Annotated in this window: 15 protein-coding genes; 7 read left to right on the top strand and 8 right to left on the bottom strand. The window is 62.1% G+C overall.

From position 1 onward, the window contains the following. The first annotated feature begins 43 nt into the window (after window positions 1–43). Both ONG87_RS11375 and ONG87_RS11370 read left to right on the top strand, forming a co-directional pair. The gene (locus ONG87_RS11375; RefSeq protein ID WP_122477807.1) at window positions 44–946 is read left to right on the top strand and encodes an EamA family transporter; all 903 of its coding nucleotides are present in this window, start codon (window positions 44–46) and stop codon (window positions 944–946) included. 31 nt (window positions 947–977) lie between these two features. Continuing rightward, window positions 978–1,511, top strand: a complete 534-nt coding sequence (locus ONG87_RS11370) for a DUF4174 domain-containing protein (RefSeq protein ID WP_122477809.1) — start codon at window positions 978–980, stop codon at window positions 1,509–1,511. Between the two features lie 44 nt (window positions 1,512–1,555). Here ONG87_RS11370 and ONG87_RS11365 read toward each other — a convergent pair whose 3' ends face one another. After that, entirely contained in the window at window positions 1,556–2,377 is an 822-nt protein-coding gene (locus ONG87_RS11365; RefSeq protein WP_122477810.1) for an aldo/keto reductase, read from the bottom strand. Window positions 2,378–2,574: 197 nt separating this feature from the next. Then, the gene (locus ONG87_RS11360; protein WP_264381267.1) at window positions 2,575–3,471 is read right to left on the bottom strand and encodes a LysR family transcriptional regulator; all 897 of its coding nucleotides are present in this window, start codon (window positions 3,469–3,471) and stop codon (window positions 2,575–2,577) included. Between the two features lie 129 nt (window positions 3,472–3,600). Between ONG87_RS11360 and ONG87_RS11355 the strand changes: the two genes are divergently transcribed. The 4 genes from ONG87_RS11355 (at window position 3,601) to ONG87_RS11340 (ending at window position 6,870) form a co-directional block, all read left to right on the top strand. Continuing rightward, window positions 3,601–4,299: a CoA transferase subunit A gene (locus tag ONG87_RS11355; RefSeq protein ID WP_122477814.1), complete on the top strand. Its 699-nt coding sequence runs from the start codon at window positions 3,601–3,603 to the stop codon at window positions 4,297–4,299. Between the two features lie 38 nt (window positions 4,300–4,337). Further along, complete coding sequence (locus ONG87_RS11350) at window positions 4,338–4,994, top strand: 3-oxoacid CoA-transferase subunit B (RefSeq protein WP_264381266.1); 657 nt, start codon at window positions 4,338–4,340, stop codon at window positions 4,992–4,994. 60 nt (window positions 4,995–5,054) lie between these two features. Beyond that, the gene (locus ONG87_RS11345; RefSeq protein ID WP_264381265.1) at window positions 5,055–6,473 is read left to right on the top strand and encodes a short-chain fatty acid transporter; all 1,419 of its coding nucleotides are present in this window, start codon (window positions 5,055–5,057) and stop codon (window positions 6,471–6,473) included. A 166-nt stretch (window positions 6,474–6,639) separates the two neighbouring features. Further along, a complete protein-coding gene (locus ONG87_RS11340; RefSeq protein WP_163007557.1) occupies window positions 6,640–6,870 on the top strand; it encodes a hypothetical protein in 231 nt (76 codons plus the stop codon). Between the two features lie 30 nt (window positions 6,871–6,900). Here the strand turns inward: ONG87_RS11340 and ONG87_RS11335 are convergent, their stop codons facing one another. The 3 genes from ONG87_RS11335 to ONG87_RS11325 form a co-directional block, all read right to left on the bottom strand. Further along, entirely contained in the window at window positions 6,901–7,128 is a 228-nt protein-coding gene (locus tag ONG87_RS11335) for a hypothetical protein (RefSeq protein ID WP_122477820.1), read from the bottom strand. Between the two features lie 34 nt (window positions 7,129–7,162). After that, entirely contained in the window at window positions 7,163–7,498 is a 336-nt protein-coding gene (locus ONG87_RS11330) for a hypothetical protein (RefSeq protein ID WP_122477822.1), read from the bottom strand. Window positions 7,499–7,632: 134 nt separating this feature from the next. Next, a complete protein-coding gene (locus tag ONG87_RS11325; RefSeq protein ID WP_122715514.1) occupies window positions 7,633–8,928 on the bottom strand; it encodes an Nramp family divalent metal transporter in 1,296 nt (431 codons plus the stop codon). A gap of 275 nt (window positions 8,929–9,203) precedes the next feature. On the opposite strand from ONG87_RS11325, the gene ONG87_RS11320 reads away from it, so the two are divergent. Beyond that, a complete protein-coding gene (locus ONG87_RS11320) occupies window positions 9,204–9,680 on the top strand; it encodes a hypothetical protein (RefSeq protein ID WP_122478256.1) in 477 nt (158 codons plus the stop codon). A 52-nt stretch (window positions 9,681–9,732) separates the two neighbouring features. Here the strand turns inward: ONG87_RS11320 and ONG87_RS11315 are convergent, their stop codons facing one another. From ONG87_RS11315 to ONG87_RS11305, 3 genes are all read right to left on the bottom strand, one after another. Continuing rightward, window positions 9,733–11,121 carry an MFS transporter gene (locus ONG87_RS11315; RefSeq protein WP_185793231.1) on the bottom strand — a complete coding sequence of 463 codons (1,389 nt, stop codon included), beginning with the start codon at window positions 11,119–11,121 and terminating at the stop codon, window positions 9,733–9,735. Between the two features lie 526 nt (window positions 11,122–11,647). Then, entirely contained in the window at window positions 11,648–13,063 is a 1,416-nt protein-coding gene (gene mapR, locus ONG87_RS11310; RefSeq protein WP_264381264.1) for a GntR family transcriptional regulator MpaR, read from the bottom strand. A gap of 99 nt (window positions 13,064–13,162) precedes the next feature. Next, window positions 13,163–13,336 (bottom strand): hypothetical protein, encoded by a 174-nt coding sequence (locus ONG87_RS11305; RefSeq protein WP_264381263.1) that lies wholly within the window; start codon window positions 13,334–13,336, stop codon window positions 13,163–13,165. Window positions 13,337–13,359: the final 23 nt, after the last annotated feature.

The raw sequence follows: 13,359 nt of genomic DNA, 5'->3' as shown, positions 1-13,359 counted from the left end.
CCAAGCTTATCCGTACGGACTGACCTGAACCTGTGGAGGTACCGTGGCACCTAGAGACCTGATGTTGGCCCTGGTCGTGATCGTTGTCTGGGGTTTGAATTTCGTGGTGATTCGCTACGGTCTCGATGGCTTGCCGCCGATGCTGCTGGGCGGCCTGCGCTTCACCCTGGTGGCGATTCCCGCGGTGTTCTTCATCCGCCGGCCGAACCTGCCACTGCGCTGGCTGATTGCCTATGGCGCGACCATTTCCCTGGGCCAGTTCGCGTTTCTGTTCGAGGCCATGGCCAATGGCATGCCCGCCGGCCTGGCCTCGCTGGTGCTGCAATCCCAGGCCTTCTTCACCTTGTTCTTCGCTGCGCTGTTCATTGGCGAGCGCCTGCGCGCCGCCAGCGTGGTGGGCTTGCTGGTAGCGGCCGGAGGGCTGGCGATGATCGGCCTGGAAAGCGATCAGGCCACGCCGTTGATGGCGGTATTGCTGACCCTGTGCGCAGCGTCGATGTGGGCGATGGGCAATGTCATCACCCGCCGCTTCGGCAATATCGACCTGGTCGCGCTGGTGATCTGGGGCGCATTGATTCCGCCCTTGCCGTTCTTCGCCTTGTCGCTGTGGCTGGAAGGTCCGGCACTGATCCAGCAATCGCTGTTGGGCATCGGCTGGAAATCCATCGGTAGCCTGGTCTATCTGGCTGCCGTGGCTACGGTGCTTGGCTACAGCTTGTGGAGCAAGCTGTTGTCGCGCTATCCGGCCGGCAAGGTAGCGCCGTTTTCATTGCTGGTGCCGGTGGTGGGCTTGAGTTCTTCGGCCTGGATCCTGGGCGAGCGCCTGGGTGCCCTGCAGTGGTGGGGTGGAGCGCTGGTCATGGTCGGGCTGTTGATCAACGTGTTCGGCAGCAGCCTGTTCAGCCGCCTGGGCACGGGTCGCACCGAGGCGAAATCTCTGCAATGATGAGGCCATCGATACGTCAAGGAGATGCAGCATGATGATCCGGTCGCTGACCCTCGCCACACTGTTCGCGTTCGCGGCGCCCTTGCTGGCCGCCGATGGCGACAGCCCTCTGGCCCAGGACCGCGGGAGGGCCCGGCCGCTGGTGGTCATTGCTCCCAGCTCGGTGGATCCCAACCTGCTGAAGCTGCGCAAGGCGCTGGAAGAACCCGCCAACCGCGACGGCTTCAAACAGCGCGGCATGGTCCTGTACACCGTGATCAATACCATCGGCCAGCGTGACGGCAAGGATCTCGACCCACAGGCCACCATGTCGCTGATCCGCGACTTGAAACTGGGTGCCGGGTCCAGCCAGAAGTTCGTGCTGTTGGGCAAGGATGGCGAGAAAAAGCTCGAACAGGCGGGTTACGTCGAGCCTTCACAGCTGTTCAGCACCATTGACCAGTTGCCGGCAGCGGAAAAGGACGCCAGTGCGCCCGCAGCGGCAGTGCCTGCTGCACAGGAGCCCGCCAGCAAGCCGGGCAAGGCGGCCAAGCCGAGCAAGGCGCCGCAGCCGCTCGACGATTGATCCGTCAGCGCTCTACGCCGCGTTGCGGCCTCGGATTGCTGCGTTCAAACCATGTTGAGGCGCTGCTTGCGCAGGGGTGGTGGGTAAGCGGCATCCAGCGAGGCTAGATCTGCTTCGTCGAGCTTCACCTGCAAGGCCGCCGCATTCAGCCTTACGTGCTCGGGCGTGGAAGCCTTGGGGATCGCGATCACGTTGTCGTGGCGCACGACCCAGGCCAGGCATGCCTGGGCCGGCGTGATGCCGTGACGCTCGGCTACCTGGCGCAAGGCGGGTTGGTCCAGCAGGCGACCGCCCTGGGCAATCGGACAATACGCCATCAATGGCATCGCCTGCTTCGCGCACCACGGCAACAGGTCGAATTCAATGCCGCGCTCTTCCAGGTTGTACAGCACCTGGTTGGTCGCGCATCCGGCGTCGTCCAGCTCGGTCATGTCATCGACATCGAAATTCGACACGCCCCAACGGCCGATCTTGCCCTGGGCCTGCAGCCGCTCGAACGCTTCCACCGTTTCGCTCAGGGGATACTGGCCGCGCCAGTGCAGCAGATACAGGTCGATGCGCTCGGTGTTCAGACGCTGCAGGCTGCGCTCGCACGCCTTGATCACGCCCTGGCTGCTGGCGTTGTGCGGGTAGACCTTGCTGACCAGCATGACTTCGTCACGACGCCCTTGGATGGCTTGCCCGACGATTTTTTCGGCGCCGCCTTCGCCGTACATTTCAGCGGTGTCGAGCAGGGTCATGCCTAGGTCGATACCTTGCTGCAGCGCGGCGATTTCCTGTTGCGCACGGGCAGGGTCTTCACCCATGCGCCAAGTGCCCTGGCCGATTCTCGCGACCGGCCTGCCGGCCAGGCTGATGCTGTTCATCGCAATGCTCCGTGGTTGATAACTTCTTATAGGTGCCGCCCCTGTGTCACGGCGGCCCAAGCCCCGTCAGGCCCGCTCCTGTAGCAGCGGCGCGAGCCGCGTCAGGCTGCAACGCGGTGGGCCGGATGCACCGCAGCGTCGGTCGACGCGGCTTGCGCCGCTGCTACAGAAGTTGGGCAGTGCGATGAAGCTGCGGTTCAACCCAGCCGGCGCGGGGCAGTGTGCTCCAGCAGTACCTCCATCAACGCGTGCGCGGCGGCCGACAGCTTGTGATCGGGCAGGCGCATCAGGCCGATGCGGCGTTCGATGCGCGGTGAGTGCAACGGCACACAGCGCGCACCCAGTTCGTGCATCTGTTCGATGCACAATGCCGGCACCGCGCTCACCCCCAGGCCGTGGGCAACCATGCGGCCGATGGTGCTCAACTGGTGGCTCTCGAATGCCACCGCAAGCTTGCCGTGCTGCTCGCTGATGGCGCTTTCCAGCAGCAGGCGAACCGCAGAAGGGCGCTGCAGGGCAATGAAATCATGAGCGAGCAGGGTCTCCCAGGTGAGCATCGGTTGCTCGGCCAGCGGTGAATCGGCCGCCACCACCGCCACGAACCGATCGGTGTAGAAGGGGGTGAACACCAGCGACGAGGTGCTTTCCGGCTCGAAGCCTATGCCCAGCTCGACCCTGCGATGGCGGACCATCTCCACCACGTGCTCGTTGATCACATCATGCACGGCAACATTGACCCTCGGGTGCCGGTCGCGAAAGATCCGCAGTGCTGCCGGCAGCAGGTTGCCGGCGAACGACGGCATGGCCGCGATGGACACTTTGCCCAACTGCAGGGTGAAGTGCTGGCGCAGCAGCTCTTCGGTATTGTCCCAGTCCGCCAGCAAGCGGCGGGCCAGAGGCACCAGCACCTCGCCTTCCGGCGTCAGGCTGACGCTGCGCGTGGTGCGGATCAGCAGCGCGCCGCCCAGGTCTTCTTCCAGCCCTTTTATCGTCAAGCTCAGGGCGGGCTGCGAGAGATGCAGTTTTTCACCAGCCTGGGCGAAGCTCAGGGCTTGGGCGACGGCGAGAAAAGCGCGCAGTTGTTTGACGTTCATCTATTTGCAAAACCAATCAATCCCCAAGAAAAACAAAATTAACAAATTACCATCGTGGGGAGAAGATACCGTCACGCTTGCCGTTGCCGACGTGACGGCGCCATAACAAACAAAACAAGGCGAACAATCATGGCTGGACTCGATAAACGAGTGGCAACCTATGCCCAGGCACTCGAAGGCCTGCGTGATGGCATGACCGTACTGGCCGGTGGGTTCGGCCTGTGTGGCATTCCGGAAAACCTCATTGCCGAAATCAAGCGACTGGGTGTCCGCGACCTTACGGTGGTGTCCAACAACTGCGGCGTCGACGGCTTTGGCCTTGGCGTGCTGCTCGAAGACCGGCAGATTCGCAAGATGATCGCCTCTTATGTCGGCGAAAACGCCCTGTTCGAGCGGCAATTGCTCGATGGCGAGCTGGAAGTCGAACTCACCCCTCAAGGCACCCTGGCGGAAAAGATGCGCGCAGGCGGCGCTGGCATCCCCGCGTTCTTCACGGCTACCGGCTACGGCACACCGATAGCGCAAGGCAAGGAAATACGTGAATTCAATGGCCGCCAATACATTCTGGAGCAGGCCATCACCGGCGACTTCGCCATCGTCAAGGGCTGGAAGGCCGACCATTTCGGCAACGTCATCTATCGTCACACCGCCCAGAACTTCAACCCGCTGGCGGCAAGCGCCGGGCGCATCACCGTGGTCGAGGTCGAAGAAATCGTCGAACCCGGCGTGCTCCTGCCCGAGCACATCCACACACCAGGCATCTACGTCGACCGAGTGATCCAGGGCACCTTCGAGAAGCGCATCGAAAAGCGCACCCTCAAGGCCTGATTGCTCCCATCTGCTCTGCTACACAAGAGGTATTCCAAATGGCACTTACTCGCGAACAGATGGCCCAGCGCGTGGCGCGCGAACTGCAAGACGGTTTCTACGTGAACCTGGGGATCGGCATACCTACCCTGGTGGCCAACTACGTGCCGGCCGGCATCGACGTCATGCTGCAGTCGGAAAACGGTCTGCTGGGCATGGGCGAATTTCCCACCGAGGCTACCGTCGACGCCGACATGATCAACGCCGGCAAACAGACCGTGACGGCACGCGCCGGCGCGTCCATCTTCGACTCTGCGCAGTCGTTTGCGATGATCCGCGGCGGCCATGTCGACCTCACCGTGCTCGGTGCTTTCGAAGTGGACGTACAGGGCAACATCGCCTCGTGGATGATCCCCGGCAAGCTGGTCAAGGGTATGGGGGGGGCGATGGACCTGGTGGCCGGCGCAGAGAACATCATCGTCACCATGACCCATGCCTCCAAGGATGGCGAGTCGAAGCTGCTGCCGTTGTGCACGCTGCCGCTGACCGGTGCCGGGTGTATTCGCAAGGTACTCACGGACCTGGCCTACCTGGAGATCGAAAACGGCGCGTTCATTCTCAAGGAGCGTGCGCCCGGTGTCAGTATCGATGAGATCAAGTCGAAGACGGCCGGCAAGCTGATCATCGCCGACGACGTCGTTGAAATGAGTTTCTGATTACGTTCCACCCCTGGCTTCAGCCGATCTCATACCTATAAGAACAAGGGAAACACCACCATGTCTGCACAACTTGAAGAGAGCCGCTACGCTCGCTTCGCCCTGCGCTGTTCGAGCTGGGCCGAGCGCTGGTTCCCTGATTCCTACGTATTCGCCGCCGTTGCGGTGTTGCTGGTGGCACTGGGAGCACTGGCCATCGGCGGCACGCCGACCGCAACGGCAACAGCCTTTGGCGACGGGTTCTGGAGCCTGATCCCGTTCACCATGCAGATGGCCTTCGTGGTGATTGGTGGCTACGTGGTCGCCAGTTCGCCACCTGCGGTGAAGCTGATCGATCGCCTCGCGCGCATCCCTCGCAATGGCCGCTCGGCCGTGGCCTGGGTGGCGCTGATATCGATGGTGGCGTCGTTGCTCAACTGGGGGCTGTCGCTGGTATTCGGCGGGCTGCTGGTGCGGGCATTGGCCCGACGGACCGACCTGCGCATGGACTACCGTGCGGCCGGTGCGGCGGCCTACCTGGGGTTGGGGGCGGTATGGGCGCTCGGGTTGTCGTCGTCGGCGGCGCAGTTGCAGGCCAACCCCGCCAGCCTGCCACCGTCGATTCTGTCGATCACCGGTGTGATTCCGTTCACCCAGACGATTTTCCTCTGGCAGTCGGGTGTATTGCTGCTGGCACTGGTGCTGGTTTCGTTGGTGGTGGCCTACGCCACGGCCCCGGGCCCCAACTCTGCCCGGGACGCCGAGGCCTGTGGCATCGACCCGGCTTTCAGTCTGCCGCCCCTGAACAAGCGCAGTCGACCTGGCGAATGGCTGGAATACAGCCCGGTGATCACCATCTTTCTGGTATTGCTGGCCGCGGGGTGGCTGTTCCACGAGTTTTCCACCAAGCCGGCGATCACCGCCATCTCCGGGCTCAATACCTACAATTTCCTGTTCATCATGCTGGGCCTGCTGCTGCATTGGCGTCCGCGCAGCTTTCTCGATGCAGTGGCGCGTGCAGTGCCGACCACCACCGGTGTGCTGATCCAGTTTCCCCTGTACGGCTCGATCGCCGCGATCATGACCACGGTCAAGGGTGGCGATGCACAGACCCTGGCCCACCACATCTCCACTTTCTTCGTGCAGATAGCCTCGCACGATACCTATGCGCTGTTGATGGGCGTCTATTCGGCAGTGCTCGGGTTCTTCATTCCGTCGGGCGGGGGCAAGTGGATCATCGAGGCGCCCTACGTCATGCAGGTGGCCAACGAGCTGCAATATCACCTGGGCTGGGCCGTGCAGATCTACAACGCTGCCGAAGCCTTGCCGAATCTGATCAATCCGTTCTATATGCTGCCTCTGCTCGGCGTGCTGGGCTTGAAGGCGCGTGACTTGATCGGTTTCTCGTTCGTACAGCTGCTGGTGCATGCGCCCCTGGTGCTGTTCCTGCTTTGGGCGCTGGGCACGACCTTGGCCTATGTGCCTCCCGTTGCACCCTGAGACAGGCGTGATCTGCGCGCGACGTTGATCGGGAAAATGCTCCCGCCGAGCGATTGTTTGCGTAGTGGCTATTGCGAAGTAGCCAGCGCTCGGGGTACACATCTAGGTTGAATGGGGTATGGGCTGGACGCCCACCCATCGTGAACCGATGAAGGGAGATCTTGAAATGCTTGATAACGGCGCGGGCGGGGGTCCGGACCAGGGTGAACAGGTCAGTCGGATCATTTCCCAGGAAATACGCAACCTGCATACCGCAGCGTCCAGGGACCTGGATCAGGCAGCGGTGCAGATCATTGGCAAGGTCGAGGGTTTCAGGGAGCAGGGTCTGATCAGTTCGGAGGTCGCTCGGCAGCTGATATTCGACGTGCGCAACGAGCGCAGCCGTATCAGCCGCTGAGCGAACGGTCAGCCGAGGTGGCGGCGTGGGTCAGCCGCCTGCTGTGTCGATATCGGCGTCGGTTTCTTCGTCGTCCGCACTGCCGGGGTCGACTTCAGGGTCCGATTTGAAATCGGGACTGAAGCGATTGCCTTCAGGGGTGGTTGGATCCCCGGCATCGTCAGGCTTGGGGTCGAGTGCCGGGTCGTTGGGGCGGTTGTTCTGCGAATCGTCGGTATCACGCTCGACCGTATTCGGTGCAGGTGTGTGTTCGCTCATGGTGTTCTCCCGAGGTGGCTGGATGCGTGGCCGATCAGCGCTTGCCGCCTTCGGACCCGGTGCCGTCGCCACCGTCCATGGTGCCCGAACCAGGCTTGGTCACCGCGCCGCCCATCGAACTGCCTTCGGGGTTGCCGGTGTTCTGCGGCTTGATGTCGGTGCTGGTGCCGTTTCGCGGCGCGGCAGTGCCGTCGGTATTACGATTGGTCATACCGCTATCGGTCCCCGCCGGCACGCCTACCGCTGAAGGTACGGTGCCCTTGGCGGCTGGGTTGGTCGGACCGGTGCTGTTGTCGGCCATGGCCGGTACGGCTGCAGCAGCCAACAAGCCTGCGAGCAACGCTGTGGTGATGTATTTCTGGCTTTTCATGGAGCTCTCCTTGTTCGTGAATGCTTCATGCATTGGGCTATGAGGGAGGCCAGGAGGTGCCCGCATGCCGACGAACGGCATGCGGGCAAACTTGGTGGGGGCGGCCGTCGGCCGCTCACAGGGGGAAGGGGCGATCAAGCGAGCAATTGCATGCCCAGCTGGAACGCGACCCATACGGCGAGAATGGTGGCGAAGCCCAGCGCGATGTTTTCGAACCAGTTGTTGCGATATTTACCGAGCAGCTTCTTCTGGTTGGACATGATCAGCAGGCCAAGGGAAATCACTGGCAGGCCAATGATGTTCAGCGCATTCACGCCAATGGTCAGGGTCACGAAGTCGGGCATGCCTGGCAGCGACCACACCAGCGGCGTAACCAGGATGAACAGCATGAACCATTTGTGCATCGGGTCATGATGGAACTCCTTGCCGTACTTCTCGCGACGCTCCGGACGGATGTGCTGGAAGGCATCGGTGATCAGCATCGGGAAGGCAGTGGTCTTGCCAGCGATGCTGGCGAACAGCGTGGCGAACACGCCGACGAAGAAGATCAGCCAGCCGCCGGTGCCGAAGAACATCTGCAGTGCCGAGCCCAGGTCGTCCAGGGTCTTCACTTCGATACCGTTGGGACGCAGGATTTCCGCACCCACCACCCAGATGGCCAGGTTGATGATGATGCCGACGAACACCGCGAACAGCAGGTCGTTACGCTGGATGCGCTTGTGTTCAGGGCCTACCCAGCCTTTCTGGCGCATTACGTAGGGGTGGACGAAGTTGGCGATCGAGCCGGCCACCGCACCGATGACCGATACCGCGACCAGCAGCGCGCCATGCACGCCTTCATCCGGTGGAATGCTGAAGCCGATGGTCCCGGCCAGGATGCCGCCCACGTCCGGTTTGGACATGATCGCCAAGGCCATGAACGCCAGGGTCATCAAGGCCAGCAGACCTTTCATCACGCCTTCGATCAGCGAATAGATGTTGCGCCCCACCAGCAGCCACACACCCAGGACCACGGCAAAGGATGCCAGCAGGGGTTGATTGATGTGCAGCAGGGTGGCCAATGCTTCGCCAGCGCCCTTGATCATGTAGGCGTTGGTCAAGTGGCCCATGATCAATGCGTAGCCCAGCATGAACCAGGCGAAGAATGGGTGCAGTTGTGCATAACCCTGCAGGATGGTCATGCCCTGGTTGTTGCACAGCTGGAAGCGGGCAATGATGTTGACGATGAGGAATCTGAGCAGTAGCGATACTGCCAGCACCCACATCATGGCATAGCCGTAGTTGGCGCCCGCCACGGAGGAGGTGATCAAGTCACCGGCGCCCAGCCATGACAGCACGGCGATAATGCCCGGTCCGATGATCTTGGCAAGGCGGCCCATGCGAGTCGTGGGAGCGGCCGCCTTTTTTTCGAGCGAGTGGGTACTCGTCATTGGGTGAATTCCCTTTGTTGTTTTTGTGGATGGATCAGGGGGTCATTCAATCATGAGTTAGGATGTCATATGACCTGACAAGTTGCAAAAAGGTGTAAGGGGATATTTCACATTTTTACGCTGTCAGTGACCGTCCCCGCCGGTCGGTTACGCTGAACCAATGGCGCCGCAGGCTTTCCGATGAGCCTTACCGCAAAAGGAATGCAGCCATGTCGCAGATCATCGTCGATGACATTCAGACGCCTGCCAAAGCCGACGCGGCAGCCGATGTGCTGATGTTCGGCAGCCCCAAGGATCGCCTGGACTTCTACCGCAAGGAGATCCAGTACGAAACCTCCATTCTTTCCAACCGCACCGACGCCTATCTGTCCGCACAGTCTTTCCTGGTCATTGCCTATGCCTCGTCCATGGCCAACCTGAACCCGGAGTGGGGCAAGCTGTTCACCCTGGTCGTGCCGCCGCTGCTGGCGCTGTTCGGCCTGGTCAGCTCGCTGCATGCCTGGCCGGGCATCCGCTCGGCCTACGACATCATCGACCATTGGCATTTCAAGCAGAGCCAGTTGTTGGACAGCGAGCCGGCGATGGGCGCGGCCTATGACGAGTCGCCGCTGTTCAGCGAGCGCGAGTCGAGTGAAAAGCGCTGGCGCGGAGCGTTGCTGTTCTCCATGAGATCGCCGTTCCTGTTCAGTGTGCTGTGGCTGTTGCTGGGTGTGTTCGCGGTGTATGCGCAGTACACCAATCCGGGCGGTTAGAACGAAAAAGGCCCCTGCATGTGCAGGGGCCTTCGGGTGATGCGGGGGTAGATCAGCGCACCGAACTGAAAGCCTCCTGGCGACTGCGCTCATACGCCTGCGGGTCCACTGCAGCGGCGCCTGGCTTGCCCAGCTCGTTCAACGGGATGCGATAGGTCTCCTTGGCACAGAACGCTGCCAACGCTGCGATGCAGCACACACCCAAGGCCAGTGAACCCACTACCATGGGGATGTTGGCGGAGCCCGGTGGAGCCATCGCGGCGAACAGCACCGGAAGCATGGCGGTGATCAGCGTGCCGACATTCTGCGAAATGGCCATGGCCGAGACCCGGTAGCGGGTTTCGAAAAGCTCAGGGTAGAAACTTGGAAACACCGCGTTGTAGCCCTGGTAGAACACGCCCCACATCAGGATCGACATGCCGATGGCCAGCGGTACGTTATGCACGCTGATCGCATACAGGTAGAAGAACGACAGGATGCCGGAGCTCAGTGCGCCACCGATGATCATCGGACGGCGACCGATCCGGTCCGAGAGGTTACCCACGAACGGGATCACGCACACCGCCACGATGTTGCCGATCACCGGGATCCACAGGTACACGCTCTTCGCGAAACCGATGCCGTAGGCCGGTTGCACCGCGTACGCGGCGCCGAAGATGGTCGCGACCACCGGGATCACGTTCATCAGCGCCATGCACATGACCAGACCCATGTTCCGCCAGCTGTGCTTGAAAGCCTCCAGTACCGGCGACTTGGTGATGGTGGCCCGCGCTTCCTGAGTTTCGAAGGCTGGGGTTTCACTGACCTCGCGGCGAATGATGTAGCCGGCGATCAGCACCACGGCACTGAGCAGGAACGGAATACGCCAGCCCCACGAGTTGAACGCTTCGTCCGGCATGAAATAGGCCAACGGCAGGAAAATCGCTGCGGCGAAGATTTGTCCGGCCTGCACGCCCTGCAAGGTGAAACTGGCGTAGAAACCTCGCCGTCCGAACGGCGCGTGTTCCAGGACCATGGAACTGGCTCCGGATATCTCCCCTGCGACCGCGAAGCCCTGGATCAGGCGCAGTACCACCAGCATGGCCGGTGCCCAGAGGCCGACCTGGCTGTAGGTCGGCAGCAGGCCGACGGCCATGGTGGCGAAGCCCATCAGGAACATGCACAACAGCAATACGTTCTTGCGGCCGCGGGTATCGCCCCAGTGGCCGAGGAAGAACGCGCCGATGGGGCGTGCAACGTAGCCTACGCCGTAGGTGGCCAGGGAGGCGACGATGGCGACCTTGGGGTCGGTGTTGGGAAAGAAGATTTGCGGAAAGATCAACGCCGCGGCCTGGGCATAGATGAAGAAGTCGTAGTATTCCAGAGCGGAACCGACCCAACCGCTGGCGGTGGCCTTCTTGGTTTGCTGCGAGCCGTGCGATTCTGACTGAGCATGCGCCATGCTGTGTCTCCGTTGTTTTTATTATGAAGCATTGGAACCGTTGGCTTCGTTTTCACCCCGGTGCAGGCGACGCTGCGTGCGCTGGAGTGAGGCAAAACTAACTGGGTAGTTAATGTTTAGCAGTGGTGCCGAATGGGTGTCAATACGGCTGCATGCCAGGGTTGAAGCGGTCCATGGGCCGGGCTGCACGCAAGACTGCCCCAAGTGGGTTCGGGTTTCAACCGACAGTGCCGGAATAGAGCGCTGCGCAGGCGCATGGAACGGGTTGCCCGCGGGCGTGATCGTTGCCTAGCTTGCTTGCTATTGTAGCCGCTGATCGCACACATTTGATTTTTGATCCACGCCAGTGCGCAGCGCTCCCGGACGCGGCTTGCGCCGCTGCTACAGGTTCCCGGTTCCACCGCATCCCCCGGTCGGCCAAGAACCCGAATCCCCCGTAGGAGCGGTCAGCGGCCGCGAAGAAGGCGCCGCAGTACGTCGTTCAATGCACGGTGTGTCATTTGCTGCAGCTGCTTGCGCGTGCGGCTCAGGCCAACTCGCGGACCAGATTGCCCAGCGTCTGTATCGCCGCCAGCTGAACCTTGCCCATCGGCGAGCCGTAGTTCAAACGAATGCAGTTGCCGAATCGGCCGCTGGCGGAAAAGATCGGGCCCGGCGCGATGCTGATGCCTTGCGCCAACGCCAGGCGAAACAACTGCAGCGAATCGACTCTCGTCGGCAATTCGAGCCACAGGAAGTACCCGCCCTCGGGACGACTCACCCGGGTGTCTTGGGGAAAATAGCGTGCGATGGCTGCCATCATTGCGTGCTGCTGGCCCTGCAGTGCACCGCGCAACCGATGCAGGTGTCGATCATAGCCGCCGTGTTGAAGGTAGTCGGCAATGGCCGCCTGACCCGGCACCGAAGCGCAGATCGAGGTCATGATCTTCAGGCGCTCGACTTTCTGCGCAAAGCGTCCGGCAGCGACCCAGCCGATCCTGTACCCGGGTGCCAGGCTTTTGGCGAACGATCCGCAATGCAGTACCCAGCCATCGCTGTCATAGGCCTTGGCCGGACGCGGCGCGTGTTGGCCGAAGTACAACTCGGCGTACACGTCATCTTCGATCAAGGGCACCTGATGTTCATGCAGCAGCGCTACCAGTTGACGCTTGCGCGCCTCTGGCATGCTTGCACCGATCGGATTCTGGAACGTCGGCATGCACCAGCACGCCTTGATCGGCAGGCGCTGCAGGGCCTTCGCCAAGGCATCCACGTCCAGCCCGTCGCGCGGATGGGTGGGAATTTCAACCGCCTTGAGCTTGAGCCTTTCCAGCACTTGCAGGCAGGCATAGAACGCCGGTGCCTCGATCGCCACCATGTCGCCCGGCTCGGTCACCGCCTGCAGGCACAGGTTCAAGGCTTCCAGTGCGCCGTTGGTGATCAGCAACTCATCGACCGGCAGGTTGATGCCGGCGATGTTGTAGCGCAAGGCGATCTGCCGGCGCAGCTCGGGGCTGCCCGGCGACAGATCGGTGACCGTTTCGCGCGGGTGCATGGCTCGGCTGGTACTGGCCAGCGAGCGCGCCAGGCGCGGCAATGGAAACAGGTCAGGGCTGGGAAAGGCAGACCCCAGTGGCACCGTGTTCGGATCCTTGATCGAATCGAGGATGGAAAACACCAGCTCACTGACGTCGACATCGGTCGACTCGGCCAACACCTGCGAGGTCGCCGAGGGCTCCTCCAGCGATCGTTCGGCCAGCGCATTGACGAAGTACCCGGAACGCGGCCGGGCGCGGATCATTCCGCGTCGCTCGAGCAGGTAATAGGCCTGGAACACGGTAGAGGGGCTGACACCCTGAGTCTGGCTGGCATGCCGCACGGAGGGCACGCGCTCGTCGGGCTTCAGCACGCCGGTGCGAATGAGCTCGGCGATGTGGTGGGCAAACTGCTCGTAGCGTTTCATGACCGGCCTGGGTCCATGGGCGAGGGCCGCACTATGCCACAGCGGTGCGCACAGCCGGCAGGCCATGCGCACATGGCTTGCCGGTGATGCGTGCCGGGTTCAGGCCTGGATCGGCGCAGGGTCGATGGGAGGGTCGCCAATCGGGGTGGGTGGCACGGTCGGTTGCACCGGGACACCGTCCGGATCGTCTTGAGGCACCGTGGGTGGCACGTCCGGCAGGGGAGGTTCGTCGATGTTCGGATCCGTTGATTCAGGCGGAAGAGGAAGGTTCATGGGGCGGCCTCTGGTAGGTAATG

The organism is Pseudomonas sp. MM227 (assembly GCF_947090715.1).
Classification (GTDB): Bacteria; Pseudomonadota; Gammaproteobacteria; order Pseudomonadales; family Pseudomonadaceae; genus Aquipseudomonas; species Aquipseudomonas baltica.
This window is presented reverse-complemented; position numbering and strand designations above follow the sequence as displayed.

What these genes read in the sequence shown, in the direction of transcription:
- ONG87_RS11370 (WP_122477809.1), top strand. Translation starts at nt 978, where the DNA reads ATGATGATCCGGTCGCTGACCCTCGCCACACTGTTCGCGTTCGCGGCG.
- ONG87_RS11365 (WP_122477810.1), bottom strand. Translation starts at nt 2,377, where the DNA reads ATGAACAGCATCAGCCTGGCCGGCAGGCCGGTCGCGAGAATCGGCCAG.
- ONG87_RS11360 (WP_264381267.1), bottom strand. Translation starts at nt 3,471, where the DNA reads ATGAACGTCAAACAACTGCGCGCTTTTCTCGCCGTCGCCCAAGCCCTG.
- ONG87_RS11355 (WP_122477814.1), top strand. Translation starts at nt 3,601, where the DNA reads ATGGCTGGACTCGATAAACGAGTGGCAACCTATGCCCAGGCACTCGAA.
- ONG87_RS11350 (WP_264381266.1), top strand. Translation starts at nt 4,338, where the DNA reads ATGGCACTTACTCGCGAACAGATGGCCCAGCGCGTGGCGCGCGAACTG.
- ONG87_RS11345 (WP_264381265.1), top strand. Translation starts at nt 5,055, where the DNA reads ATGTCTGCACAACTTGAAGAGAGCCGCTACGCTCGCTTCGCCCTGCGC.
- ONG87_RS11340 (WP_163007557.1), top strand. Translation starts at nt 6,640, where the DNA reads ATGCTTGATAACGGCGCGGGCGGGGGTCCGGACCAGGGTGAACAGGTC.
- ONG87_RS11335 (WP_122477820.1), bottom strand. Translation starts at nt 7,128, where the DNA reads ATGAGCGAACACACACCTGCACCGAATACGGTCGAGCGTGATACCGAC.
- ONG87_RS11330 (WP_122477822.1), bottom strand. Translation starts at nt 7,498, where the DNA reads ATGAAAAGCCAGAAATACATCACCACAGCGTTGCTCGCAGGCTTGTTG.
- ONG87_RS11325 (WP_122715514.1), bottom strand. Translation starts at nt 8,928, where the DNA reads ATGACGAGTACCCACTCGCTCGAAAAAAAGGCGGCCGCTCCCACGACT.
- ONG87_RS11320 (WP_122478256.1), top strand. Translation starts at nt 9,204, where the DNA reads ATGTTCGGCAGCCCCAAGGATCGCCTGGACTTCTACCGCAAGGAGATC.
- ONG87_RS11315 (WP_185793231.1), bottom strand. Translation starts at nt 11,121, where the DNA reads ATGGCGCATGCTCAGTCAGAATCGCACGGCTCGCAGCAAACCAAGAAG.
- mapR (WP_264381264.1), bottom strand. Translation starts at nt 13,063, where the DNA reads ATGAAACGCTACGAGCAGTTTGCCCACCACATCGCCGAGCTCATTCGC.
- ONG87_RS11305 (WP_264381263.1), bottom strand. Translation starts at nt 13,336, where the DNA reads ATGAACCTTCCTCTTCCGCCTGAATCAACGGATCCGAACATCGACGAA.